The sequence below is a fragment of the Undibacterium sp. TC9W genome, from assembly GCF_049339865.1.
In the GTDB taxonomy this organism is placed as follows: Bacteria; Pseudomonadota; Gammaproteobacteria; order Burkholderiales; family Burkholderiaceae_D; genus Undibacterium.
On the sequence record NZ_JBMPPJ010000008.1, the window covers coordinates 14,869 to 41,001 of the forward strand.

27 protein-coding genes are annotated in these 26,133 nt (G+C 52.8%); 7 read left to right on the forward strand and 20 right to left on the reverse strand.

Translation table 11 applies throughout. The features are described from left to right. Window positions 1-2: 2 nt before the first annotated feature. Genes phnK through phnG form a run of 5 tightly spaced genes read right to left on the reverse strand, consistent with a single transcriptional unit; the run spans window position 3 to window position 3,967 of the window. Window positions 3-797, reverse strand: coding sequence for a phosphonate C-P lyase system protein PhnK (gene phnK, locus ACO0LN_RS13130; protein ID WP_422974402.1), 795 nt, complete (start codon window positions 795-797; stop codon window positions 3-5). Further along, on the reverse strand, window positions 794-1,708 hold the full coding sequence (locus ACO0LN_RS13135) for an alpha-D-ribose 1-methylphosphonate 5-phosphate C-P-lyase PhnJ (RefSeq protein WP_422974404.1): 915 nt from the start codon (window positions 1,706-1,708) through the stop codon (window positions 794-796). Before ACO0LN_RS13135 ends, phnK begins: the two co-directional genes overlap by 4 nt. Next, window positions 1,705-2,856, reverse strand: coding sequence for a carbon-phosphorus lyase complex subunit PhnI (locus ACO0LN_RS13140; RefSeq protein ID WP_422974406.1), 1,152 nt, complete (start codon window positions 2,854-2,856; stop codon window positions 1,705-1,707). The genes ACO0LN_RS13135 and ACO0LN_RS13140 overlap by 4 nt, the downstream gene beginning before the upstream one ends. Further along, window positions 2,847-3,503 carry a phosphonate C-P lyase system protein PhnH gene (gene phnH, locus ACO0LN_RS13145; protein WP_422974409.1) on the reverse strand — a complete coding sequence of 219 codons (657 nt, stop codon included), beginning with the start codon at window positions 3,501-3,503 and terminating at the stop codon, window positions 2,847-2,849. Before phnH ends, ACO0LN_RS13140 begins: the two co-directional genes overlap by 10 nt. Beyond that, the gene (gene phnG, locus ACO0LN_RS13150) at window positions 3,500-3,967 is read right to left on the reverse strand and encodes a phosphonate C-P lyase system protein PhnG (RefSeq protein ID WP_422974411.1); all 468 of its coding nucleotides are present in this window, start codon (window positions 3,965-3,967) and stop codon (window positions 3,500-3,502) included. Before phnG ends, phnH begins: the two co-directional genes overlap by 4 nt. 118 nt (window positions 3,968-4,085) lie before the next feature. On the opposite strand from phnG, the gene ACO0LN_RS13155 reads away from it, so the two are divergent. Then, a complete protein-coding gene (locus ACO0LN_RS13155; RefSeq protein WP_422974413.1) occupies window positions 4,086-5,294 on the forward strand; it encodes an alpha-D-ribose 1-methylphosphonate 5-triphosphate diphosphatase in 1,209 nt (402 codons plus the stop codon). After that, a complete protein-coding gene (phnN, locus tag ACO0LN_RS13160) occupies window positions 5,294-6,559 on the forward strand; it encodes a phosphonate metabolism protein/1,5-bisphosphokinase (PRPP-forming) PhnN (RefSeq protein WP_422974415.1) in 1,266 nt (421 codons plus the stop codon). Before ACO0LN_RS13155 ends, phnN begins: the two co-directional genes overlap by 1 nt. A gap of 42 nt (window positions 6,560-6,601) precedes the next feature. On the opposite strand, the gene ACO0LN_RS13165 is transcribed toward phnN, so the two are convergent. The 7 genes from ACO0LN_RS13165 to ACO0LN_RS13195 form a co-directional block, all read right to left on the reverse strand. After that, on the reverse strand, window positions 6,602-7,183 hold the full coding sequence (locus ACO0LN_RS13165) for an HD domain-containing protein (RefSeq protein WP_422974417.1): 582 nt from the start codon (window positions 7,181-7,183) through the stop codon (window positions 6,602-6,604). Between the two features lie 30 nt (window positions 7,184-7,213). After that, window positions 7,214-7,987: a phosphonate ABC transporter, permease protein PhnE gene (gene phnE / locus ACO0LN_RS13170; RefSeq protein WP_422974892.1), complete on the reverse strand. Its 774-nt coding sequence runs from the start codon at window positions 7,985-7,987 to the stop codon at window positions 7,214-7,216. 40 nt (window positions 7,988-8,027) lie between these two features. Next, window positions 8,028-9,008 (reverse strand): phosphonate ABC transporter substrate-binding protein, encoded by a 981-nt coding sequence (phnD, locus tag ACO0LN_RS13175; RefSeq protein ID WP_422974419.1) that lies wholly within the window; start codon window positions 9,006-9,008, stop codon window positions 8,028-8,030. A 28-nt stretch (window positions 9,009-9,036) separates the two neighbouring features. Next, window positions 9,037-9,882, reverse strand: coding sequence for a phosphonate ABC transporter ATP-binding protein (phnC, locus tag ACO0LN_RS13180; RefSeq protein ID WP_422974421.1), 846 nt, complete (start codon window positions 9,880-9,882; stop codon window positions 9,037-9,039). A gap of 182 nt (window positions 9,883-10,064) precedes the next feature. Next, the gene (locus tag ACO0LN_RS13185; protein WP_422974423.1) at window positions 10,065-10,481 is read right to left on the reverse strand and encodes a DoxX family protein; all 417 of its coding nucleotides are present in this window, start codon (window positions 10,479-10,481) and stop codon (window positions 10,065-10,067) included. Window positions 10,482-10,658: 177 nt separating this feature from the next. Next, complete coding sequence (locus ACO0LN_RS13190) at window positions 10,659-11,561, reverse strand: pirin family protein (protein ID WP_422974425.1); 903 nt, start codon at window positions 11,559-11,561, stop codon at window positions 10,659-10,661. Window positions 11,562-11,703: 142 nt separating this feature from the next. Then, window positions 11,704-12,306 (reverse strand): FMN-dependent NADH-azoreductase, encoded by a 603-nt coding sequence (locus ACO0LN_RS13195; protein WP_422974427.1) that lies wholly within the window; start codon window positions 12,304-12,306, stop codon window positions 11,704-11,706. A 129-nt stretch (window positions 12,307-12,435) separates the two neighbouring features. On the opposite strand from ACO0LN_RS13195, the gene ACO0LN_RS13200 reads away from it, so the two are divergent. Continuing rightward, window positions 12,436-13,398 carry a LysR substrate-binding domain-containing protein gene (locus tag ACO0LN_RS13200; RefSeq protein WP_422974429.1) on the forward strand — a complete coding sequence of 321 codons (963 nt, stop codon included), beginning with the start codon at window positions 12,436-12,438 and terminating at the stop codon, window positions 13,396-13,398. 23 nt (window positions 13,399-13,421) lie between these two features. Here ACO0LN_RS13200 and ACO0LN_RS13205 read toward each other — a convergent pair whose 3' ends face one another. After that, window positions 13,422-14,069, reverse strand: coding sequence for a DUF4272 domain-containing protein (locus ACO0LN_RS13205; protein ID WP_422974431.1), 648 nt, complete (start codon window positions 14,067-14,069; stop codon window positions 13,422-13,424). Window positions 14,070-14,222: 153 nt separating this feature from the next. On the opposite strand from ACO0LN_RS13205, the gene ACO0LN_RS13210 reads away from it, so the two are divergent. Beyond that, window positions 14,223-14,792: a GNAT family N-acetyltransferase gene (locus ACO0LN_RS13210; protein WP_422974433.1), complete on the forward strand. Its 570-nt coding sequence runs from the start codon at window positions 14,223-14,225 to the stop codon at window positions 14,790-14,792. 512 nt (window positions 14,793-15,304) lie between these two features. Here the strand turns inward: ACO0LN_RS13210 and ACO0LN_RS13215 are convergent. The 7 genes from ACO0LN_RS13215 to ACO0LN_RS13245 all read right to left on the reverse strand — a co-directional run bounded on the left by ACO0LN_RS13215 (window position 15,305) and on the right by ACO0LN_RS13245 (window position 23,441). Next, the gene (locus tag ACO0LN_RS13215) at window positions 15,305-16,369 is read right to left on the reverse strand and encodes a branched-chain amino acid ABC transporter permease (protein WP_422974435.1); all 1,065 of its coding nucleotides are present in this window, start codon (window positions 16,367-16,369) and stop codon (window positions 15,305-15,307) included. A 12-nt stretch (window positions 16,370-16,381) separates the two neighbouring features. Next, window positions 16,382-17,413: a branched-chain amino acid ABC transporter permease gene (locus ACO0LN_RS13220; protein ID WP_422974437.1), complete on the reverse strand. Its 1,032-nt coding sequence runs from the start codon at window positions 17,411-17,413 to the stop codon at window positions 16,382-16,384. A gap of 16 nt (window positions 17,414-17,429) precedes the next feature. Then, window positions 17,430-18,155 (reverse strand): ABC transporter ATP-binding protein, encoded by a 726-nt coding sequence (locus ACO0LN_RS13225; protein WP_422974439.1) that lies wholly within the window; start codon window positions 18,153-18,155, stop codon window positions 17,430-17,432. Continuing rightward, complete coding sequence (locus ACO0LN_RS13230) at window positions 18,148-18,930, reverse strand: ABC transporter ATP-binding protein (RefSeq protein ID WP_422974441.1); 783 nt, start codon at window positions 18,928-18,930, stop codon at window positions 18,148-18,150. The genes ACO0LN_RS13225 and ACO0LN_RS13230 overlap by 8 nt, the downstream gene beginning before the upstream one ends. A gap of 17 nt (window positions 18,931-18,947) precedes the next feature. Further along, complete coding sequence (locus tag ACO0LN_RS13235) at window positions 18,948-20,147, reverse strand: substrate-binding domain-containing protein (RefSeq protein ID WP_422974443.1); 1,200 nt, start codon at window positions 20,145-20,147, stop codon at window positions 18,948-18,950. A 101-nt stretch (window positions 20,148-20,248) separates the two neighbouring features. Further along, complete coding sequence (locus ACO0LN_RS13240) at window positions 20,249-21,121, reverse strand: alpha/beta fold hydrolase (RefSeq protein WP_422974445.1); 873 nt, start codon at window positions 21,119-21,121, stop codon at window positions 20,249-20,251. A 25-nt stretch (window positions 21,122-21,146) separates the two neighbouring features. Then, entirely contained in the window at window positions 21,147-23,441 is a 2,295-nt protein-coding gene (locus ACO0LN_RS13245; protein WP_422974447.1) for a TonB-dependent receptor, read from the reverse strand. Window positions 23,442-23,710: 269 nt separating this feature from the next. Here ACO0LN_RS13245 and ACO0LN_RS13250 point away from each other — a divergent pair, with 269 nt between their 5' ends. From ACO0LN_RS13250 to ACO0LN_RS13260, 3 genes are all read left to right on the forward strand, one after another. Beyond that, entirely contained in the window at window positions 23,711-24,619 is a 909-nt protein-coding gene (locus ACO0LN_RS13250) for a LysR family transcriptional regulator (RefSeq protein WP_422974449.1), read from the forward strand. Between the two features lie 99 nt (window positions 24,620-24,718). Further along, on the forward strand, window positions 24,719-25,300 hold the full coding sequence (locus ACO0LN_RS13255; protein ID WP_422974451.1) for a sigma-70 family RNA polymerase sigma factor: 582 nt from the start codon (window positions 24,719-24,721) through the stop codon (window positions 25,298-25,300). Then, window positions 25,300-26,037, forward strand: coding sequence for an anti-sigma factor (locus ACO0LN_RS13260; RefSeq protein ID WP_422974453.1), 738 nt, complete (start codon window positions 25,300-25,302; stop codon window positions 26,035-26,037). The genes ACO0LN_RS13255 and ACO0LN_RS13260 overlap by 1 nt, the downstream gene beginning before the upstream one ends. Window positions 26,038-26,133: the final 96 nt, after the last annotated feature.

A 26,133-nucleotide genomic window follows, 5' to 3' on the forward strand; every position in this document is an offset into this window, starting at 1 on the left:
CCTCAAGCCTGTAAAACGGATGACACCAGCAACTGGGTATAGGGATGTTGCGGATCATCGAGCACCTGATCAGTCAAACCCTCCTCAACTACCTGCCCCTGGCGCATGACCATGAGGCGGTGAGCCAGCAAACGCGCCACTGCCAGATCATGGGTAACGATGACAGCAGCCACCTGCAATTGCGACACCAGTTGGCGCAATAAATCCAGCAGACGGGCCTGCACGGAAACGTCGAGGCTGGCGGTAGGCTCATCCATGAAAATCAGGCGTGGTTTGGTCACCAGGTTACGGGCGATTTGCAAGCGCTGTTGCATGCCGCCCGAGAAATCACGCGGCAAATCATCTATGCGGGCAGCATCAATTTCCACCCTGTGCAACCAGTCATGCGCCTCGGCGCGTATCTGGCCATAATGGCGGGCACCGACAGCCATCAGGCGTTCACCGACATTGGCACCGGCAGAGACTTCTACCCGCAGGCCATCCCTGGCACTTTGGTGGACAAAGCCCCAGTCTGTACGTGCCAGCAAGCGACGGCGTGCCTCGCTGATGGTGAACAACTCGACCATGCCTTCATCGCGGGTATTGAACAAGACTTCACCCTGCTCTGGCTGCAACTGACCTGCCAGGCAATTCAACAGCGTGGATTTTCCAGAGCCGGATTCACCGACTATGCCCAGCACTTCTCCCGGATACAGGCTGAGGTTGACTTGTTCACAAGCCGTCTTGCCACCATAGAATTTGCTGACATTGCGCGCTTGCAGAAGGGGTAGCATGCTATCGGTATTCAAATTGCTCATGCCTGCTCTTCCCTGCGCGTGCGGCAATAATCAGTATCGCTGCAGACAAACATGCGTGAACCCTGGTCATCGACGATGACTTCGTCAAGGAAGCTGTCATTCGCATCGCACATGGCGCAGCGGTGATCCCAGTGTTCTATCTCGAAAGGATAATCTTCAAAATCCAGGCTCTTAACAGGGGTGTAAGGCGGCACGGCATAGATGCGTTTTTCACGACCGGCACCAAACAATTGCAGGGCTGGATTCTTATCCATCTTGGGATTATCAAACTTGGGGATCGGAGAAGGACGCATCAGATAGCGCTCGTTGACGATGACAGGATAATCATAAGCAGTTTCTATCTTGCCCAACCTGGCGATATCTTCATACAGTTTGACGCTCATGAGGCCATAGTCAGCCATCGCATGGTATTTACGTGTTTCAGTTTCGCTGGGTTCCAGCCAGCGCAGGGGTTCAGGGATAGGCACCTGATACACCATGATCTGGTCTTCAGCCAAAGGTGTTTCTGGGATGCGATGGCGGGTTTGTATGACAGTTGCCGCCGTGGTTTTTTCGGTAGTGGCAACACCAGTGGTACGGCGGAAGAAGCGGCGGATATTGACCGCATTGGTGGTATCGTCAGAACCCTGGTCGATGACTTTCAAGACATCATCCTGGCCTATGATGGCAGCAGTGACTTGTATGCCGCCTGTGCCCCAGCCATAAGGCAGGGGCATTTCACGCCCGCCGAACGGTACCTGGTAACCAGGTATGGCAACAGCTTTCAAAATGGCACGCCTGATCATGCGCTTGGTTTGCTCATCGAGATAGGCAAAGTTATAGCCAGCTTCAGGCTCAGTCCTGGCAGGCGCGGCTTGCTCTGGCGTCTTTGGATATTCCTGAGTTTCCATGGTTTCCATCTCCATCATCATGCTGCCTTCTTGCCGGATTTTTCAGCGGCTTGCTCATCTGCTGTTTCAAGCTTGCCAGCTTCATCAACCTTGGCATCAATGCTTGCGCGTATGCCACGCAAGAGGCTGAGTTCAGCCTGGAAATCCACATAATGCGGCAGCTTAAGATGCTGCAAGAAACCGGATGCTTCTACATTGTCAGCATGGTAGAGTACGAATTCTTCCATCTGTGCTGGTGCGGTGATTTCTTCTTTTAGCTCGCTGGCGCGTAAGGCGCGATCTACCACACCCATGGCCATGGCCTTACGTTCGCAATGACCAAAACCCAGGCCATAACCGCGGGTAAATTTCGGCGCTTCGTTTTGTGAACCGACAAACTGATTCACCATCTGGCATTCGGTGATATCGATCTCGCCTATGTCTATGGCAAAACCCAGTTCTTCAGGCACGACTTGCACGCTGACCTTGCCATAACGTATCTCACCTGCGAAGGGATGGTTGCGGGCATAACCGCGCTGGGTGGAATAGGCCAATGCCAGCAGGAAACCCTCATCACCACGTGCCAGACTTTGCAGGCGCAGGGCGCGGCTGGCGGGGAATTGCAGAGGCTCACGTGTCAGGTCGAAAGGCTCGGGGTCACCTTCAGGTATCAATTCAGGTTCGATCAAACCTTCTGCATTCAAAAAATCGAGTACACGCGGGCAAGTTTCTGCCTCAGTATTTTCATGAGCAACTGCTTCAGTAGCACCATTACTCATCGCTTCCGCCGCCAGTGAAAAATCCAGCAAGCGCTGGGTATAGTCATAAGTCGCCCCCAATACCTGGCCACCTGGCACATCCTTGAAGGTTGCCGAGATGCGTCTTTGTATCAGCATATTAGCGGTATCAACAGGGACGGTCGCCATCAGGCGCGGCAAGGTCGTGCGGTAGGCGCGCAGCAGGAAGATGGCTTCTATCAAATCGCCACTGGCTTGCTTGATGGCGAGTGCTGCCAGGTCTTTGTCGTACAGCGAAGCTTCGCCCATGACGCGGGCCACGGCCAGCGACAATTGCTCGCGTATCTGGGCTATGCTGAGTTCTGGTACAGCAGTATCACCACGGCGCATTTTTGCCAGCGCTTCATAGGACTGCGCAATGGCTTTTTCGCCACCTTTGACGGCTACGTACATGGCAACTCCTCAGACTGCACTGCAGCTATCTTGCTGGTGCGTGGCAAACCCAGTACTGCATCGCCGCTGCAAAAAATCACATCCACACCTTGCGGGAAAGTGGCGTGATTGGCTTGCCATTTGCTAACAAAGTCTGCAGGCAAACCACTGATATGTATGTTGCGAGTGTCCTTGATGCCAGGACCTGAAAGTTGATATTCAGTGCCACTAGAAAAATCACCAACTTGTATCAGCAAGGTCGCAGATTTGTCAGGATAAGTCATGCTACCCTGGGCAAAGCCCTGCAAATCCAGTTGCTGCAATGAGCTGCCCAATACTGCAAAATTCGCTGAGGATTTTTCATGTACCAGTGGCAGGCCGCAATGGAAACGCAGATAAGTGCGCACTGCATCATTATCGAGTTCATCTGCCAGCCAGGCTGTGGTTTCGTAATCCATCAGGGCCAGGCTAGCTGCGGCTGTCGCCATATGCAAGGGTGCAGGCGCCTGCAGGTTCACCATGAGACGCTGGATAGTGCCAGGCTCGGACAAGGCTTTCAGCAAACTGCGGAAAACTGTTTGCGCATCATGCACGGTGTCTTCCCATGCGGGCAAAAGTTGCTGCATGGATGACGCAGTTTTCTCACTAGTGTCCGGTGAATATGTCATGCATCTTCTCCTCTGACCATGGTCATGAATTCCACTCTGGTTGCTTGCGCTTCAGCCTGTAATTGTTCACGCTTCTGCTGCAACAATAACTCCAGTGGCTTGATGATATTTTCTTCGACCACTGATCTGTGCTCACCTTGCATCAGCGCATCAAAAATCGCTGCCCATTCTGCATGGTGCTGATCGCGACCAGCCACATACGCCACACCGGTTTCACCCGTCGCCAGGCGCAAGGCACAACGCGTCACGGACATCTCACCGAGATTGAACTGGCTGCCACTGCCGCCGGTTCTGGCACGCACCATCGCCAGACCAGTCTCGGGTTTTCTTAACCATAAATAGGAAGGCAGTTCACCGAACTTGCGCACACTGGCAGCCAGTTCTGGTACAGGCGCTTTCGCCAGTATGGACATCCAGCGGGCACGCTCTTGCTGGGCAGAGTTTGGGGTTTGGTCAGCATTCATAGTCCCACATTACAGCAGGCTTAGATGAAGTCTTGATGACATCTGGCCTGGAATTTTCTTGTCAATTTCCAGTCATATTTCGGGTTTATGATTTGTCATCGCGAGCAAGGGGATCAGCATGGAAACGCATATCGCAATACAGGGTGGCAAGTATCTGCATCAAGACCAGAACGGTCACACTGCCTGGTCTGAAGACAGCATCTATTTGCACGGTTTACACATTGCAAGTACAGACAGCAATCACTTCCAGCAGCATAACAAACCACAATTTTTTGATGCCACAGGTTTGCTGACACTGCCCGGTCTGGTTGATATTCATGGTGATGCTTTTGAACGTCAATTACAACCGCGCCCGGCCACCAGCTTTGCCTACGACATCGCCTTTGCCGATACCGACAGACAACTGATCAGCAATGGTATTACCACAGCCTGCCACGGTCTGACCTTTTCATGGGAAGGTGGCTTGCGCGGACGTGAGGCAGCACTGGCAACACTGGAGCAGGTGGCCGCGCAAAAATCCCGTGTGCATGCCGATCATCTGATACATCTGCGTTTTGAAAACCACCATCTCGATGGCTTGCATGATGCATTGAACTGGATAGAGTCTGGCCTGATTGCCTTCTTTGCCTTCAATGAACATCTGCCATCCATCCTGAAAAAAAGTGCGTCTCCTGAAAAGCTGGTGGCTTATGCTGAACGTGCGCGTTGCGATGTTGCGGGTTTTCTGGAACGTCTGCACAAGGCACAGTCGCGTTCACCCAAAGTAGCGCAGGCTATCAACCAGTTGGCTGCAGCTTGCCGCCAGCGCGGCATCGCCATGGCATCGCATGATGATGAAACCCGCATGGACAGGGAGCGCTTCCAGGAACTGGGCGTTGATGTCAGTGAATTCCCCAAGACGGAAGAAGCCTTGCAGGCAGCGAAAGCCCTGGGCAACCATGTTGTCATGGGTGCGCCAAATGTCTTGCTTGGTGGCAGCCATTGCGGCGGTTTATCTGCCAGCGATGCGGTGCGCCGTGGCCTGTGTGACACACTGGCATCTGATTATTACTATCCGGCTCTGTTGCATGCACCTTTCCGCCTGGAGCAGGAAGATGTTTGCAACCTGGCGCAGGCATGGCAACTGGTGTCGCTGAATCCTGCCCGCGTGCTGGGCTTGCATGACAGGGGCAATATCGCTGCTGGCCAGCGTGCTGATCTTATCATGATAGAAAAACAGGCTGACGGCAGCCCACGCCTGATTGCCACCATTGCCGCCGGCAAGCTGGTATTTTGCGCCGAGCCGCAACGCCTGCAATATCAGCAAACCCTGGAACTGGCAGCCTGATGCGCTATGCTCTCTACTTTTCCCCGGCACCGGACAGCCCATGGTGGCAGGCCGGTGCCAGCTGGCTGGGGCGCGACCCCATGCACGCAGGGAAAATACAGCAGACGCATATTGCTGGCGTACCAGATATCCTGCTCAGCCAGCTCACCAGTGAAGCCCGACGCTATGGTTTTCATGCGACACTGAAAGCGCCGTTCAATTTGCTGGAAGGTTTCCAGGAAGCAGACCTGATACAGATGGCCAGCGCCTTTGCCAAGGTGCAGCCTGTCATCAGCATCAGGGAAATGCAGGTGCGCATGATGGGCAATTTCCTGGCATTGCGGCCACAGGGCGATGAAGCCGAAATTAATGCCCTGGCCATGCGCTGCGTCAGTTACTTTGACTTGTTACGCCGCGCCCCTGATGCGGCTTATCTGGCGAAGCGCCGTCATGCCGGTCTCAGTGCCAGGCAGGAAGCGCTATTGCAACAATGGGGTTACCCATATACTGAAGAAGAATATCGCTTCCACCTGACACTCAGCGATGACTTGCTGGACGTGGATGCCGATGCACAATATGTCTTGCGCAAGGCAGCAGAACAACAATTCTCGCGCCTGCTGGAAAATACCCCGCTGGACATTGATGCACTGACGATATTCCGTGAAGAGCGTCCCGGTGCGCCTTTTAACTTCTGGATGCGCTTTCCTTTCCAGGCCAGGGTGCAACAAAAATCCCTGCCTGCGACAGGCCGCCTGTATTTTGTCGTCGGCCCTTCAGGCGCTGGCAAAGATACCCTGCTGCACTGGGTCAAAGAAAACCTGCCCGCCAATGCCGCACTGGAGCTTGCACAGCGGGCCATTACCCGCCCTGCCCATGATAGCGAAGCACATGAAGTATTGAACCAGGAAGCTTACTGGCAAGCCGCTGCCGCCGGTCACTTTTGCATGCAGTGGCAAGCCAATGGCCTGTGTTATGGCATACGCAGGAATATCGAGGCCAAGCTCAAATGCGGCCAGGATGTCATCGTCAATGGCTCGCGTGAATACCTGCCACAACTGCGCCAGTTATTCCCGGATGCACGCATCATCTGGGTCATGGCTGACCCTGAGCAAATCAGGCAGCGTATGGAAAAACGCCAGCGTGAGTCTGGTGCAGCCTTGTTGAACCGCCTCGACCGGGGGTTGAAATTTGCTGTGCCTGATGACCAGGATATTATCTGCATAGACAACAGCGGGCCTATACATATTGCCGGGCAAAAGCTGTTAAAGATATTTGCTAAAGAGTAGTACAGCTTCGGAAAGCTGGTGCAACCAGCATTACCTACCTCCTCACACAGTTTCAGCCTGTCTCGTGAATTGCAAATTCAGTTTTTCCATCATGCTGATGAAAATCCGCAAATCTATAGTCTCTGCACCAACTACTTTTGCCATATCATCCCACTGACGCAATCTGACTGCGTCTTCGGCATAGTCCTGATCTATGAATTCAGTCGCTTGCGTCACGGAGAACGGGCCACCCTGCCAGATCAGGCTGCGTTGTGAGGCATGGGACAAACCTGACCAGTAAAGGGGATCTGCAGCACACAGGTATCGCTTGGCATCGACATGCATGCGTATGGGTTCAGTCACATCCTTGTCAAACAACTCCGCCAACAAGAGCGCCGCCAACTCGCCATGAGGGAAAGTCTCATCGGTTTCATCATCCGCCATGTGCGCCAGGTCATGCAAGAGGGCCGCGATGATCAGGGCATCACTTGCGCCTTCTTGCATGGCCAGGCTGGCGCATTGCAGGGCATGCTCCAGTTGGGTAATGGCTTCACCACCATACAAACCACCGGCGCGGTTTTGCAGCCAGTCTATGACTTGCAGGAGATTGATCCCCTGAACGATTTGGCGATTTTGTGTTTGCATATCGGCTATATCCGCTATATACACCATACATCAGATAAAAACTTTTCTGAGACGGGAAGAAATCACATCAATAATGCTGACGGTCAGCACAATCATCAATAAGACAGCACAGGTTTGTGCGTACTGGAAAGCGCGTATAACTTCCCACAGGATCACGCCTATGCCACCGGCACCGACCATGCCAACGACAGTGGCAGAGCGCACATTTGATTCAAAACGGTACAGGGCAAATGACACCCATAGCGGCATGACCTGCGGCAAGACGCCATAGACTATCTCTTCCAGCGCATGTGCGCCGGTTGCACGTATACCTTCTACCGGCTGTGGGTCTATCGCCTCAACCGCTTCAGAAAACAACTTGGACAAGATGCCCGTGGTATGCACGAACAAGGCCAGTACACCAGCAAAAGGGCCAAGACCAACCGCCACGACAAACAACATGGCAAACACCATCTCATTGATGGCGCGCGCTGCATCCATCAAACGACGCACAGGTTGACTAACCCAGGCTGGTGCAATATTCGAAGAACTCAGCAAACCCAATGGAATCGCACAGACTACGGCCAGGGCAGTGCCCCAGGCAGCAATCTGTAAAGTCACCAACAGCTCTTGCAGATAAATGCGCCATTCGTGAAAGTCTGGTGGAAAAAAGCTGGCGGCATAGGTCAGCATATTTCCACTATCACGCAGCAATTCCAAGGGGCGCATGTCAGCGCCCTGCCAAGACATGGCAAGTAGGGCGAGGACTATGCCCCAGACCAGTAATTTACCGGTATCGCGCTTCGGCGCTTCCGGTAAATTCATGACGGCTTGCGGGCGGGCTGTTGGTGTGCTGTTCATGCTATCAAGACTTGGCGATGTCGTTCAGTTTGCGGTTGATGTCGTCGAGCTTGGCTTTCTTTTCCTCTACGTTCAGGGCGACGTCTGCTTCTATCTTGACTTTTTCCTTGAACAATTCAAGTTGGCGGATAGGCTTCAATTGCGCATTGCTGGAGTCCTGGAAACCGCCCAAAGTCAACTTGTTCAACTGTGCCTTTTCACGCGCTGCATCAGGGCCAGTCTTGCCATAGCCAACGAAGAAATCCTTGATTTTGATTTTCATGTCTGCTGGTAAATCCTTGCGCCATACCAGAGGATCAGCAGCAATCAGGGGAGATTTCCAGACCTGGCGCAACTGGCTAGCCGTTTCTGGCTGACGTGCCTTGATACGGTCCAGCGTATCAGAACTGTGTACGGCAGCATCTACCTGTTTGTTGGCAACTGCCAGAATATTGGTTTCATGATTGGCGCCACGTACAGTCTTGAAAGCTGTCTTGGGATTGACATTGTTTTGTGCAAAAACATAATAACTGGGCACCAGGAACCCGGAAGTTGAGTTTGGATCACCTATGCCGAAATTCATGTTCTTGGCATTTTTCAAGACATCTTCCACCGTTTGATAAGGGCTGTCTTTGTGCACACTGATCATGCTGTAATAACCGAGAGTGCCATCAGCGTTCACGGTTTGTGCAAACACTTCAGAATTGGCACGATCAACGGCTTCAATAGCCGATTTATTGCCCACCCAGGCAAATTGCACCTTATTGAAACGCATGCCTTCGATCACACCTGCATAGTCAGGAGCAAAAAAGGCATTGATCTTGATACCCAGCTTTTTGCTCATATCATCCAGCACTGGCTGCCAGTCCTGCTTCAGGTTTTGTGAAGACTCGGTAGAAATGATGCCAAAGTTTAAAGCCTTGACTGCATCTTCTGCCATGACGGCACTAGCAGTTGCGGCCATCACCAGGCCCAGGGTCAGACTGCGCACGAATTGACGAAACATGGAAATACTCCTGAAGAAAAAAAGAAACTCAGGCGGCAGCCGCGAGAGTGGGTAAAGAGAGTGCGTCGGTATCGGGTGCAGCACTTGCCGTGTTAACTGATACGGGATTGAGCAATTCTTCTGCCTCTGCACCATACAGGTCGCGCAACATGGCCACCGTCAATTCGCTGGATGGGCCGTCATAGACGACACGGCCACGCGACAGCGCTACTGTACGCGGGCAAAAACGAAAAGCCACATCAACCTGGTGCAGGGATACCAATACGGTCGTACCATCCTGGCGATTTAAATCAGCCAGAGTCTGCATGACACGGCGTGCAGACTCTGGGTCCAGCGAGGCTATCGGTTCATCTGCCAGAATGACCTTGGCTTGTTGTACGATAGTGCGGGCAATCGCTGCACGCTGTTGCTGGCCGCCAGACAGGGCAGACGCACGTTTATAAGCATGTTCAGCAATACCCACGCGCGCCAGCGCTGCCAGGCCCAGGGCTTTTTCTTCTTTGGTGAAAATACGGAAACAACTACGCCACAGCGGGATGCGGGCGATGCCACCGGTGAGAACATTGGTCAGCACAGGCAAACGCCCGACCAGATTGAATTGCTGGAAGACAAAACCGATTTGCGAACGCAGATGGCGTATCTGTTTGCCGACTACACCATTCGCCTGCAAGACCTGCTCACCGAGACGGATATCATTCTGGTCGGCATTGGCGGTGATCAGGCCAGAGATATGGCGCAATAAAGTTGACTTGCCAGAACCGGATGCACCGATGAGTGCAACCATTTCACCAGGCGCAAAAGTCAGTGCAATATTATCCAGCGCTTGGTAACCACCTTTAAAGGTTTTGGAAATCCCGTTGATTTCTATCTTCATCGCATTTACCCCGCCTGGACAATTGAGCTAATCCACGGGAGTATTGGACAAGAATATGTCAGGCGTATGAAGGCAAGATTACAAGACGATGAAACGGCTACATTCTCACGCAAAAAAACAGCGGATTTGCCGTCAGACAAATCCGCCATATTAACTATTGAAGCTGAGTAAGATATTCCCTATCAGGCTTTACGCCCATCCAGACTCCAGCCACCGCTGCCATGTATCAGGATATACAGCAGGCCACCTGCCATGGAGATATTCTTCATGAAGTGTATCATCTGGTTTTGCGCTGCATCTGCTGGTACTCCCCAGAAATTATGGAAGATGAAAGCCGCTACCAATGTAAACAAGATCATCGCAGTTGCAGCCCAGCGTGCACGCCAGCCTATGATGACCATGAGACCGCCGCCCAGTTCCACCACGATGGCAGCGAACGCACCCAGTGCTGGCAAAGGCAAGCCCTTGCTGGCGATGTAGCCTACAGTTTGCTCAAAGCCGGATATCTTGCTGGCACCGGAGGCCACAAAGATCAGGGCGATCAAAACGCGGGCGACGAAGGAACCGAAAACGGGCCCTATGGTTTCTGTTTGTTTCATTTTGTTTTCCTTACATGTAGATTTTGATTTCATTCGTAGTTGCCCCTCCTTCCCCTTCAAGGGGAAGGTCGGGATGGGGATGGGGTTCTAACGCAATTTGAATAAAGGTTAATCAACCGAAACCCATCCCCACCCCCGCCCTCCCCTTTAAGGGGAGGGAGTTCCGTAATTTTCCCTTCAACCACCACTCACCAACTTACCCTCACGAAAATCACTGATCGCCTTGAATATCTCCGCCTGACTATTCATCACAAACGGCCCATACTGAACAATGGTTTCCCCCAAGGGCTGACCGGCAATCAACAACAAGCGGCTATCAACTTTGGCATCAATCACCACCCCATCCGCATCCGGTGATTTTTTCAATATCGCCATGCGCTGTACCGGCACTTCACGCTCGCCTATCTGCACTTCACCTTCATAGACATACACAAAGGCATTGAAACTGGCAGGCAGGCTGTGGCTAAAAGTGCTACCGGCTGGCATATGTATATCCAGGTACAAAGGCTGGGTCACTTCACGCTGCACGGCACCTGCCACACCATGGCTGCTGCCAGCAATGATGCGCACTTTGACACCGGCGGCGGTCAGCAATTCAGGGATGGTGTCGCTCTGGATATCGCGATACCAGGGTGCGATCATCTTGTCTTTTGCTGGAAGGTTCAGCCATAACTGGAAGCCTGCCATGCGGCCTTCTTCCTGTTCCGGCATTTCCGAGTGAATCACGCCACGACCTGCTGTCATCCATTGCACACCGCCGTTTTGCAGCAAGCCTTCATTACCTGCACTGTCGCGGTGGCGCATGCGGCCAGCCAGCATATAAGTAACCGTTTCAAAACCACGGTGCGGATGGCTGGGGAAACCGGCGATGTAGTCACCTGCCTCATCACTGCCGAAAGCATCCAGCATGAGGAAGGGGTCCAGCCGGTATTGCAGTGGCTGTGTCAATACCCGCGTCAGCTTGACACCGGCACCATCTGAAGTAGGCTGCCCGGCGACCAGTTGTTCTACCGTGCGTGAAGTGCTGACGCTTTCAGCCTGTTGAACTGTGTTGCGTACAACTACATCTTTCGTTTCCATGATCCATAATCCTTGTAAATAGGACTTACGCAAAACCGCCCCAACTGCGTTGCAGCTCCTAGCCGTACTAAAGTACTGTCTTCGTCGCTGACGCCTTGTTGGGACAATTTTGCATAAGTCCTGATAAATTGCCGGTAAATTATTAAGCAGGCAGTAAATCATTAATTTGCTGGTGTGCTGAAGCCAGAGATGCTTTTTCTGCATCCGGGCCCATGGCCAGACCTTCTGCATAGACAAACTCTACATCGGTCATGCCCAGGAAGCCAAAGAAGGTTTTCAGGTAAGGCATTTGCGTGTCGTTTGGCGTATTGCGATACAGACCACCACGTGTCAGTACCACATACACTTTCTTGCCAGTCAACAGACCTTCAGGGCCATTGGCGGTATAACGGAAAGTCACCTGTGCGCGGGAAATCGCATCTATCCAGTTTTTCAATTGAGCAGAGATACCAAAGTTATACATCGGTGCGCCGAGTACCAATACGTCTGCTGCCTGGATTTCAGCAATCAGGGCATCGTCCAGAGCAACGCGAGCTTGCTGTTCTGTCGTGCGCTGATCTGCCGGTGTGAACAGGGCTTGCAATGCTGTTTCGTCAAGTATGGGATGGGGATTACTGCCGAGGTCACGTACATTCACGGTAGCACCAGAAGATGTTTCCAGTAAAGCCTCAACCAGGCTATTTGCCAGTTGCGTGGAATGAGAAGCTTGGGCACGGGCGCTGGAGTTGATTTGCAGGATGTTCATTTTGTGTTCCTTTCAGATAAAGAGTTGATGGACGTACTTTAATCGTTCCAAAAATATTCCGGAAGGCATTAAAATGGATATCATTGTTCCAAAAATAGGAAAATAGAGGATTAGTATGAGGATGCGATCATGACCCTGGAGGCCAATGACCTTTTGCTATTTGCCCGCGTAGTTGAAGAAGGCAGCTTCAGCAAGGCGGCAGAGAAGCTGGGCGTACCCAAATCGACCTTGTCACGCCGTATATCTGCACTTGAAGCCCAGCTAGGCGAGCGCCTCATCTTGCGCACTACGCGCAAGCTGACGGTGACTGACCTGGGGCAAAATGTTTTACTGCATGCACAACATGTGCAGGAAGAAGTAGATGCCACGCTGGCCCTGACCCAGCACAGGCAGGCAGAGCCGAATGGCAGACTGAAAGTATCGATGCCTGGAGATTTTGCGAATCATCAGATGGGTGAATTGTTATCTGATTTCATCAGCAAATACCCTTCCGTCAACCTGGAGCTGGATTTGTCACCACGCCGGGTGGATTTGATAGGAGAGAATTTTGATGTGGCCATACGCGTTGGTGACCTGCCCGATGACGCTTCACTTGCGGCACGGGGACTGGTGCGCTTCAGCATAGGCCTGTATGCCTCACCCGCCTATTTGAAACTGCATGGTGCTCCAGCAGAACCTGAGGCCCTGATGGAACATGATTGCCTGCGCCTGACGACGCGTAATGGCGAACCTTCGATCTGGCGCATGGAAAAAGATGGCGCAGTCTGGGAAGGCATACCCCCTGGCCGGGCCAGTGCCAACTCGCCAGAACTGCTGACGCGCCTTGCTGTGCGTGGCAAAGGCATCACCATGCTGGCGGATCACTTTGCCGGTCAGCATGTGCATAAGGGTGAACTGGTACCCTTGCTGGAAGACTGGAAACTGCCTGAAGTCACTGTCTGGGCGGTATTTCCTGGCCGCCGCCTGATGCCTGCCCGCACCCGGGTTTTTCTCGACGCCCTGCAGGCTGAATTTTCAGGCCCGCGCTGCCAGAAGATGCTGGAAGAAGTCAATGATTGCAAAACTGGACGTATAAGCATCAAGTCTTACTGACTATCTTTTTCACGGCGCTTACTTCAGGTTTCGGTACTGACCTTGTCCCAGTCATTTTCTTCTTCATACTGACATAGCCAGTTGGCCGCCTGATGCCATTCGCGCACCGCATCTGCATTCAGATTACCTGGTGCATCGCGGCCAGTGATGTGTGCATGGCGAACCGCCCAATGCAGGCGATATAACAAATCAGACCAGTCCAGCACCTGCCCCTTGCGACGCAGCTTCAGGGCTGCCTGCAAACGCTCTGGAGCTTCCATCGCATGCGGAAATAATTTCAGAATTTGCTTGAGGTTTGCGGCTTGCGTAGGGACCGCCAGTTTGTCTGTCAAACCTGCGGCCCAGGCCAGGAAATACAGGGCTTCCTGCCTTTGCAGAAATTGAGTACGTAATTCTTCAGTGGTGTCATCCGCAAACAGGAATGCGTTTTCCTGCGCTGACAAACAGGTCTTCAGACCATGCGCGTCCAGATACGAGCGATAGTGTGCAACATCACCACCGGTAGCTACTGCAGTCACCGCCCACAAGGCCAGCATGCGCTGCATCAATTCTTCAGGCGTGCGCAGCTCCACTTCTTCATCAGACTCAATCACATGCAATTGCACATTGATGCGGATACCACGTTTATGCAATTCCAGTTCGGAAGCTTCTTTGCGTTGCTCTGGGCTCATTATTTCTTCAATATTGTTAATCAATTCACTCGCTGATAACGAGCAGACGGATTATCCCAGATTTTGCTCTGTTAAGGAGTGACAGAACAGCGCAACTCCATGCATCTACAGGCATTAGAATGTCTGATTGTTACCTGTTATTGCAAAGCTTATATGTCTGAAACCAAACCTTTCCCCGTATTACAGACCGCAAACTATCAACTGCGCCGCATCGTCGCCACTGATATGCCCGCCATTTTTCGTGGATTATCCGACCCGCGTGTCACTGAATATTATGGCATCAGCTATGACACCCTGGCGTCAAGCCAGGAACAGATGGACTGGTATGAACAGGTCTGGCTGGACGGCTCAGGCCTGTGGTGGGGTATATGCAGCAAAGAGGACCCTGAACAATTGATAGGCACTTGCGGCCTGCATGAGTGGGAACAAGAACACCATTGCGCAGAAACCGGCTTCTGGCTTTCGCCCGACCACTGGGGCAAGGCCGTGATACCTGAATGCATGCACGTCATCATCACCCACTGCTTTGAACACCTCGGCCTGCACCGCTTGCAAGCCATGGTAGAGCCAGAGAATATTGCCAGTTGGCGCTTGATAGAAAAACTGGGTTTCCGGCTCGAAGGTGTATTACGTGAGTGTGAATACAAGCATGGACGCTATGTTGATCTTAAATGCTATTCCTTGCTGGACAGGGAGTTCGTTTCGAAACAGGATAGCCGCTGATTTGCAAGGACGGCAGGCCAGCTTTGTATGGGGAGTACGCAGATGGCCTGCCGCTTGCAAAAAGCTAAGGGATAAAATTACGTGAATCGTTGGTGTTGCTGTTGGGTTTGACGTTGGGGTTGTCGTTGCTTTTGACCTTCAACCGCTTGGGACGCTGCAATTTGTGCGTCACAGAAAATGGATCAGAAAGCTTCGTTGTTTGAGCGTAGCGAGTTTCGAAGCTTTCCCATTTTTTGTGATGCGCAAATTGTGCTGGAGCGTAGCGCAAGCACCCGAAGGGCAAGTCTGCGGTCGCCTTTCTTTGATTCCTTTCTTTGGCGAAGCAAAGAAAGGGATTCGGCCGCCGGGCCGAGACCCGGCTTGCATCCACGAAGGACAATCGCTTTATTAAAAGCTCAAGTATGCAACGAACGCCACTGGGCTCCAGCCTGCGCTGGAGCGACGAATATATGACTGCCGTTTATCGACAGAACCCCATCCCCATCCTAACCTTCCCCTTGAAGGGGAAGGAATCAATTTTTAAGCCCACTACCCCTCAATTTCCCCACTATCCCCGCCGGGAAAAAATAAATCGACACCACAAACAATACCCCCAACCACAACATCCATCGATCCGGATGCAAGGCATTCGCCAGCAGCGGCACATCAACCAGAGACGAGGATGCCACGCCCATCAAACTTTTCAAATAATTCTGCGCCAGTATGAACAAGGTCGCACCAACCACTGCCCCATACATGGTCCCCATGCCACCTATCACGACGATCAATAAAATGTCTGTCATGACTTCAAAACTCAGCATGGTCTTGGGGCCGACATAACGCAACCACAAGGCCATCAAGGCACCCGCCATTGCCGCAACCAGAGCGGCAATGCAATTCGCCAGGATGCGGTAATACACGGTACGGTAACCCAGTGCCTCGGCACGGAAATCATTTTCGCGTATGGCCTGCAAGACCCGGCCAAAAGGGGAATTGACGATGCGCAGCAAGAACAGAAATAACAGGGCGCAGCCTATGAATACGATGTAGTAGGTAATCACCTTGCCATCCACCACACGGCCAAATATCTCGTCTTCGAACAGGCGATAAGCAGGCGACAGCAAAGCAGGCACGCTGAAAGTCTTGCCGTCTTCACCGCCGGTAAAATCCGACAATTGCGATGCCAGCACAGCAAAGGATGAGGCCACCGCCAGCGTGATCATGGCGTAGAAAATCGCCCGCACACGCAAGGCAAACAAGCCGACGATCAGAGCCAGTACCAGCGTCACCAGCAATGCTGCCAGCAAGCCGAATGCAGCCAGTCCCCATGATGGCGTGCCACTGGCCAGTGCCAGACCTATACCGTATGCGCCTATACCAAAAAACATAGTGTGGGCAAATGAGACTATGCCGGTATAACCGAGCAACAAATCGTACGAAGCAACCAGCACGATATACACACAAATGGTGGCAGCAGTGCTCAAAGGTCGCGCACCACTGGTGATGAAGGGGGCAAAAGCCAGCCCGAAAAAAATCGCCACCAGGATAAGCCCCAGCCAGCGGTTACGCGGAAAATCATCCGACAGGATTTGTTTCATTGCATTCATGTCCTAACGTCTTACCACGGTATATAAGCCAGTCGGGCGCCATAGCAGCACGGCGATCATCAGCAAGATATTCGACACCAGTGCCAGCTTGGGCACCAGGAAACCGGCGTAATTGGCGACCAGCGCCATCAACAAGGCACCGATAAAACAGCCACCGACCGAACCCAGGCCACCGATAATGATGACGATAAACACCATGACCATGATGTCGCCGCCCATGGCTGCAGTCAGGCTTTCTTTATATAAGCCCCACATGACACCACCGAGGCCAGCCAAGGCTGAACCGGCAGCAAATACCAGCACGAACAGGCGGCGTATGCGGTAACCGAGTGCCTCTACCATCTCGCCATTTTCTACCCCTGCGCGTATCAGCAAACCCAGTTTGCTGCGGTTCAGCACCAGGAACATGGCAACAAATACCAACAAGCCAACCACGACGGCAATCAGGCGGTATTTCTCTATGGCGGCATCACCCAGCAGGATGGAGCCGCGCAAGCTGGTCGGCAAGGGCAGCGGGATTTGTTCTGCACCCCAGATGACATTGATCATCTGTTCAGCAACGATCATCCCACCCATGGTGATGAGGATTTGTTTCAGATGCTGGCCATATACGGGCATGATAATGACGCGCTCGAAAGCCCAGCCCAGCAAGGCAGTTGCCAGCATGGCCAGCAGAATAGCCAGGCCAAGCGCTGTCAGGTTCATGAGCAAGGAATCTGCCTCCATCCAGCCGTGCATGGGCAGCAAAACCAAGGTAGCGACGAAGGCACCGACAGACACAAACGCACCGTGGCCAAAATTCAATACATCCATTAAACCAAAAATCAGGGTCAGGCCGCTGGCCATGATAAAGATCATCATGCCCATGGCAAGCCCTGCGACGGTCAGGGTAATCCAGGTTGGGAAGCTGCCCACCAGCGGCAACATCAGCAAGGCCAAGGCTGGCACCAGTACCAGCGGCCAGATATCGCGTGACGCTGTCGGCAGGCTGGCGACTTCTGGCTTGGCTGTCGTATCCAGAACAGTATCTGTCATTATTCTTCCTCTTGCTTTATTGATGCGCAGCCAGTGACAGGCCCAGCAAATGCTGTTGCAAATCATTGTCTTCAGCCAGTGCCTGCATGCCGCCGGTATGTACGACACGACCATCATCCATGACGGCCACCGTATCCCCCAGCTTGCGCACGAAATTGAAATTCTGCTCAACCAGCAAAATGGTGGTGTCGCTGGCTTTCAATTCATTGAAGGCGGCCATCAGGCTAAGGATGATGGCGGGTGCCAGACCCTTGGTCGGTTCATCCACCAGTATCAGTTTGCGCGGTTCAACAATGGCCCGGGCAATCGCAACCATTTGCTTTTGGCCACCAGACAAATTACCGGCCGGGTAGTTCCAGAATTTTTTTAAAGCAGGGAAGAAGCCGCATATCCAATCAACACGACTATGATCAAGCGGACCATTGCGTGCAGCCAGCAGCAGGTTTTCCTTGACTGTCAAATCAGAAAATATCGCCATGCTTTCTGGTACATAGGCGATACCTAACTGGGCAATGTCCGGCGTTGCCATGGCAGTGATATCGCGGCCATCGAAATGTATCTTGCCCTGGCTGGCTTTCCACAGACCCATGATGGTACGCAGAGTCGTGGTCTTGCCTGCACCATTACGGCCCAGTAAAACCGAGAGGCCACCGCGTGGCACCTGCATGTCTACACCTTGCAGGATATGGTATTCACCGATATGGGTATGCACACCCGCCAGTGTCAGTATGGCTTCAGACATATTGCTCTTCCCTGGTTTCCGGGGCTACGCCCAGATAGGCCTCTTGCACGATGGCAGATGCCATGACGCTGACTGGTTCACCGTCTGCTACCAGCGCCCCATTATGCAGAACGATGATACGGTCAGCCAGTGAACGCACGACATCCATCTTGTGCTCAACCAGCAAAATGGTTTTCTTGCGTTCAGCCTTGACCTGATGGATCAGGTCCAGCACCACCGGCACTTCATCAACACTCATGCCTGCGGTGGGTTCATCGAACATCATGATTTCTGGCTCCAGTGCCAGCAAGATCGCTACTTCAAGCTTGCGTTTGTCGCCGTGCGACAGAGCAGAGACCTTGTCTGACTTGCGGTCAGCCAACGCAACCTTATCGAGGTAATGTTCTGCCCGTTTCAACAGGCTGGCATGGGAAGACCAAAGAGAAAAAATATTCAAACCCAGTCCTGCCCTGCTTTGCACTGCCAGCCTGACATTTTCCATGACAGACAAATTCGGGAAGAGATTGGTCAGTTGAAAAGCCCGGCCTATGCCTCTGCGTGTGCGCTCAGCAGCGCCCTTGCTGGTGATATCCACACCGAATAAATGCACACTACCTGAGCTGGCAGGCAACTGACCCGACATCAGGTTGAAGTAAGTGGTTTTACCCGCGCCGTTAGGGCCGACGATGACAGTCAGTGTGCCGGGATAAAAGTCTGCCGTGACCTGGTTGACGGCCACATGGCCGCCAAACCGTATACTGATGTCACGTGTTGATAGCGAAGGCGTACCACTCATCTGTACTCCTGCCATCATCAGCGCTTGTTCTTGACCGGGACTGGCAACTCGCTGGCGGGAATTTCCCTGACCAGTTCCAGCAAATCCCATTCATTCTTCTGGTCTTTTTTGATCTTGAAATGGTACATGGCTTGCATGGCCTGGTGATCTTCCTTGCGGAAATTCATCTTGCCTTTGGGTGTGTCAAACTCCATGCCTTCCATGGACGTGATGAGTTTTTCAGTATCCGTGGATTTGGCTTTGCTGATGGCTGTATAGACTGCACTGGCAGCGGCAAAGCCGCCAGCAGTGAAGAAGTCTGGAGGTGCTTTGAAACGCTTGGTATGCTCAGCCACCAGCCAGTCGTTCATTTTGTTTTTTGGAAAATCGTAGTAATAGTAAATCGTGCCCTGAGTACCTACGTAAGTCTTCCAGTTTTTCATGACGGGCAGGATATTGCCGCCAGGGGCTAACGTAATACCGAAGCGTTCTGGCTTCATGTCGGCCAGCTTGTTCATGGGGTTGGGGCCAGCCCAGATAATTTGCAATACACGTGGCTCAGGCTTGTCTTTGAGTACCTCAAAAATGCGCTGAGCCGCTGCAGTAAAGTCTGTTGTATTTTGTGCCGCGTATTCTTCGTGAACAATCTTGGCCTTGGCACCAACGGCACTCAATGCATCCTTCGCTGCTTTGACGCCATCACGGCCAAAGGCATAATCCTGCGCCAGGAAGGCGATACTGCCACCGGACTTGATGGTGCTGGCAGCAGCCAGGCCATCCTGCATGGAATTACGGCTGGTACGGAAGATATAACGATTCCATTTTTCGCCAGTGATAGCGTCAGCTACGGCAGGCTCAACGATCAGTACTTTTTTGTATTCTTCTGCCACAGGCAGCATGGCAATCGCAGAGCCGGAAGAACTGGTGCCGACTGCGATATCGGCCTTGTCATCCCCAAAAGCTTCGGCGAGGGCAGTACGACCCAGGTCAGGTTTGCTTTGGTCGTCTTTGACGATGACTTTGATCTTGCGGCCATTGATTTCCATCTTGCCGCCGGTCAGGTATTCCAGGCCCATCATGAAGCCGGTTTCAGTTTCCTTGGCATAGGCTTCGAGTGCGCCGGTCTTTCCAGCGATGAGGGCGATTTTCAGATCCTGTGCCAGGCTGCTGGCTGAGGCGAATGCACTACTCAGTGCCAGGCTCAGACAGACGAGTTTAAAGCGGTTTTTCTGTTGCATTTTGTCTCCTGCTAATTTTACGTTGTGGAACTGCATGCATTTTGTCAGCGGCTTTTTCCATGCTCTTTTTTGACTGTGCGCATAAGCATACTGCAATTCGCTTAATCTACTGTGGCTAAAAATTCCCTGATGGCTTTTTGCGCCTGCGCTTCCATGAGCATGGGCGCATGGCCCACGCCATTGACTTCTGCATATTGCATGTCGGGTGCCAGGTCTCGCATATAGGCGAGCTGTTCAGGCTCGACCAGGTCTGACAGATCACCGCGTATCAGCAGCACAGGCCGGTTTCTGGCAAGGCGACGGAAAGCAAAATTGGCGACCCAGGATTTACTTTTTAACTGACCAGTTTGCAAAGGGCGGGCAATGTTAGGATCATATTGCAGCACGAGCTTGCCATCGATATTCTGAGCAAAAGCCCGCCTGGCCCACTTGCTCCATTCTTCCATGCTGTTATCAGGAAAAGCAGATACATTCACCTGGCGTATGTATTGTGTGGCCTCATCCCAGTCTTGCACTTCCACAGCCTTGCCAGCAAATCCGGCTATCCTTCCCAGGCCCTTCGCGGACAAGGCAGGCCCAACATCATTAAGGACAGCAGCCGCAATCAGATTCAATTTACGCGCTGCCACTGTCATGGTGATAAGCCCACCCATGGAAGTACCTATAAATACCGCCCGGCCTATACCCAGGTCACGGGCGAGTTTGATGACATCATTGGCATACGTGACAGTATTGTAGTGCTCGGGGTCGGCGTCATGCTGGGAACGTCCTCGCCCCCGGACATCGACCGCAATCACGCGCCTGCCCTGTTCTGCTATCCACGGTGCCAGCTCTTCAAAATCACCAGAATTGCGGGTCAGGCCGTGTATGCAGATGACTGCACATTTGGCCTGCCCGCCTTGCGATGGATAATCCCGCGCATACAGTTGCAGGCCATCGTTACTGGTAAAGCTGATGTCAGTGAAAGTAGTCACGCATTATCCTCTCGCTGTCACCGGACTAGAAACGGTATTCCACCGTGGCCGAGACTGTCCTTGGATTACCATAGAAAGCAGTCGTACTGCCTTCCAGACCCAGGGTCGGGAACAAATAGCCTGCTACCTTATACTTGGTATTGCTGAGGTTCTTGCCATGAAGGCCAGCACGCAGGCGCTTGTCTGTGCTGGTCCAGACCAGGCTCGCATCCCACAGAGAATACGCATCCTGATCCAGCAGGGCATTTGGTGTCTCAAACTGATTGGTCGCACCGCGGTAGGAATAGCTGGAAATCAGCGACAGCGTACCGTTCTTGCCTATCATATTCAGCGGCCAGTCATAGCTGGCAGTCAGGTTGGCTGATTGCTTCGGCGTGTTCTGGAATACCTTCTGGCTGGCGACATCGACACCGGCGACAATGAATTGCGTGTACTTGGCATCGATATAGCTGAACATGCCTGACAGGCGGAAGGCGTCAGTAACACGCGCTGTCGCTTCCAGCTCAAAACCCCTGATGCGAGCCTTGCCTGCATTGGTGGTGACACCAGCAAAATTATCATCCTTGCCGTCACCATCGGTATCCACCGCGACTGAGCCAGGTATCTGCACGTTCTTGTAGTTACTGAAGAACAGGGCAGCATTGGTCATGATGCGGCCCTTGTCGAATTGTGACTTCAGGCCCAGTTCCACGGTTTCGATTTCTTCTGGTTCATAACCACTTTTTGCTTTAGCCAGGCTGATCTTGGTACCGATCACATTCAGGCGTGGATCAAAACCGCCCCCCTTGAAACCTTGCGACCAGGATGCATAGACATTGTTATCAGCATTGGCTTTCCAATTCAAAGACAGGCGCGGGGTGAACTTCGTGTCAGTGCGGTCAAGGTCAGCTTTGGTCAGATTGGTGTCTGTGCGGAACAGCACTGCGCCAGGATTGCCTAACTCTGGTGATCCCTTGGTGCCCAGATACAGTTGTCGCAGGATAGTAGCCTGACGATTATCCGAGGTATAACGGCCACCGGCTGATACGCTGATCGTGTCTGACAAATTCATGCTGCCATCGGCAAACACAGCCCAGGCCTTGGTATCGACATCGCCCATGGTATACACGGACAGCGGCAATGCACCATTGAGCAGGGTGTCGAATTTATTATAGGCATTTGCATCAATGTAATACACACCGGCCACACCCTGTATGGTCTTGCCGCTATAGCTGAGTTGTAATTCCTGGCTGAACTGGCGGTTCTTGTACAGTGCGGGAGCTTCCAGATCGATCGTCGGCAGAGAATCAAAATCGATAGGTGCATAGGAAGTATCACGGCGGCTGGCAGTAATCGATTTCAGTGTCAGCTCATTATTGATCTGCCATTCCACCAGCGCAGAAGCGCCGGTTTGCTTGACTTGCTGGAGATGGCCGAGTGCCGAGGTCAGATTGGCACGAGTATCAAAGACATTGTCGAGTATCGGTGCCTTGCTGAGATTGCCCACGGTCAGCCGGTAGCCATTTTTGGGGCTGGAATCATCCTGGCTGGTATCTGCCGAGACGCGGATGAACAGGTTGGAATTAGGCGTGAATTCTGCACTGAGGCGTGCAGCAGCAACGTCCTTGTCATAATTTTCTGCCCCGGTCAGCAGGTTCTTGCCAAAGCCGTTGCGCTTGAATTTTGCCAGACTGGCCCCTACCCGCAGGGTATCTGACACCGGCGTGCTAGCTGTCAGTACGGCATCGGTCTGGCCATAGGTGCCTATTGTTGCTTTCAGGCGTACATCGGTTTCTGGCTGCAGTTTTCGTGTCACATATTTGACGGCACCACCTATGGTATTGCGGCCATACAAAGTACCCTGAGGGCCACGCAAGACTTCTATGCGTTCTACATCATAGATATCAGCGACTGCACCCTGTGGGCGGGCGATATACACATCATCGAGATAAATGCCGACGCCAGCTTCAAAGCCAGCCAGCGGGTCTTGCTGGCCAACGCCACGGATAAAGGCGGTCAGCGTGGAATTGGTGGCGCGCGATGCCTTCATCGTGGTATTCGGCAAGCTTTGCACCAGGCCGACGATGTCGGGTATTGCTGTTTTGGAGAGCTGATCGGCAGAGAAAGCCGTGACCGAAACGGGCACGTCTTGCAGGGATTCTTCGCGGCGACGGGCGGTCACTACTACCGTGGTCGGCTCGGCATTGGCTGTTTCAGTCGTTGCTGGCGGTGTCGTAGTCTGGGCCTGGCTGATGCCACTGCCTGTGACTGTTCCTGATGCGACCAACAATGCTGCAGCGGACCGACGTAAGAATTTCTGCCTTCTCTTGCTCTGATTCATTTCTGTCTCCTGTATTTTTTATGTGCGCCGTATACATTGTTGTATGTCGCATGGCAGGCAGTGTGCACGGAAAGAAAAAACCCAGAAAGCGTATGCACGCCCACCGTTTGTGCATAAATGCACATCAGAGTGAAGATAGAGCAATTAAAACTGCCCAGTTGTTGTGCAAAACCCGCATTTCTTGGTTTCTTGCAAAGCAGAAATGGAGAATGAGCTGTTGCAGTATGTGCTTTGCCGCACAATTGGTGCACAATCAGGGCATGAATAGCATGCCTGAATGGACTGACCTGCGTTACTTTCTGGAGCTTGCCCGCGCTGGCACGCTATCTGGTGCATCCCGTCGTCTGGGCGTTGAACATACGACAGTAGCGCGCCGTATAGACCGGCTGGAGAGCCAGCTAGGCTCCACCCTGTTTGACCGCAGCCGCGAAGGCTATGAACTGACCGAGATGGGACATGCCCTGCTCCCCCATGCCGAAGCCATGGAGAGCGCCGCCCTGACAGCGACTGATCAGTTAGGCGCAGCCAGTGTCTCTGCCCATGGCGTCGTACGCCTGGGGGTGCCGGAAATGTTTGGCACGCTGGTGATCGCCCCCTTGCTGGTGCATTTGCTGAAAGACCATCCCGAATTGAGTGTGGATTTATTGGTACAACCACGCTTTGCTAATCTGGCAACCCGTGAGGCCGACCTCGGCGTCATGCTTGATCCACCCAATACCGGGCGCTATGTGTTTACCCGCTTGGCGACTTTCCGCCTGAACCTGTATGCCTCGCCTGATTATCTGGCACGCCACCCACCGATACGCAGCGAAGCAGACCTGGCTGAGCATGAATTTGTCGATTACGTACAAGACCGCCTGGCCAGCAATGAACTCAACTTCCTCGACAAACTGGGTTTTACCCCCAAACGACGCTTATGCTGCACCGGCATGATGGCGCAATGTGAGGCTGCAGCGGCTGGCATGGGCCTGATCATGGCACCGCCTTATGCCATCCCTTCTAGCGGTACCCTGGTGCCGGTTTTGCAAGACAGCTTCTTTACCGAGCGCTCTTACTGGCTGGCCGCGCCCAGCGACCTGTATCGCTTGCAGAGGGTGCGGGTGGTCTGGAACCTGTTGCGCGAATATGCAGAACAACATCCATCCCTGTTTATGCATACGGAAAGCAACAAATCCTGATACACGCACTGTGTACAAATTGGAAATCGACTAAAATCAGCGCATCACTACCCACGTCAGCCTTATCACTTATAAGGCCAGCCAAGATTGGATAAGCAATTGCCCACTGCCGCTCTGGATACCAGCCAGTTACAAAACTGGCTAGCCGCCGTCGCCCGCAAAGACGCTCAGGCATTTAAATTACTATATGACGCCACTTCAGCGAAACTGTTTGGCTTCGCGCTGCGTATATTAGTTAAGCGTGAGTTGGCAGAAGAGGTTTTACAAGAGAGTTTTGTCAACATCTGGAATAACGCGGGCAGTTATCAGGCCGGTCTGGCAGCACCAATGACCTGGATGACAACGATAGTGCGCAATCGCGCTTTCGATCTGCTGCGCCGTGTTGATCACGACGTAGAAATCGATGCTGATAATTTTGATATGGGAATCATGCAAGCCATGGAAAGCACTGAACCGACACCAGCACAGACGCTGGAATTGACACAGGATGCCAAAGCACTGGCGTCTTGCATGTCACGTCTGGAAGGCTTGCACAGGCAGGCAATGGCGATGGCATTTTTCCATGATCTGTCACACAGCGAAGTGGCAGAACACATGAAACTGCCGATAGGCACGGTAAAAACCTGGATCAGGCGCGGACTCGACAAATTGCGCACCTGCCTCACACGTCTGGAGGCATGATGAATTTGCACCAGATAAAAAATAATCCGGCCCTGCAAGAAAAACTGGCGTCTGAATATGTGCTGGGCACCCTGCGCGGTGGCGCACGCCGCCGCTTTGAAGCCTGGCTAAAACAGGATGCAGCCCTGCGCCAGGTCGTCGGCCAATGGGAAGCACACCTCGTACCCATGGCAGAATTTACTCCTGCAGTAACGGCACCGGCAACAGTCTGGCCTGCACTGGAAAAACGCTTGAACCTGAGCACCAGCAAAGACCCGTTTGCCTACTGGCGCAACTGGGGCAAATTGCGTGAAGACCTGGCTTTCTGGCGCGGCCTGGGCATGTTCTCGACCACCGCCGCCGTGGTGCTGGTATCTGTCTTGCTGAGCAAACAGGCGGATCAACAGCAGGCAACACCGCAAACCAATTACGTCGCCACTTTGTCGGATGACAAGGCACAGGCTATCGCGGTAATTACAGGCGACAGCAAACGCGGCCAGTTACAGATACGCATGGTGACCGCGCAAAACATCGCTGCCGACAAGAGCCTGGAATTGTGGGCAGTGGGCAAGGATGGCAAGGTCAAATCACTGGGCCTGGTGGCCGACAAAGGCATTATCACCCTGCCCATGCCTAAAGACATGACCGCAGACAGCGTACCTTTGCTGGCAGTGACACTGGAGCCCAAAGGTGGATCGGGTAATCCTGAGAAACCATCAGGACCGATTATATTCAAAGGTAATTGGGTGCAGATTTAATTAACACCACAATTGACTGGCTAAATTGGCATGAATAAAAACGGGACTGAAAAGTCCCGTTTTTTTTTACTTGCAGAAAGTCAAAGTCAATCGGAA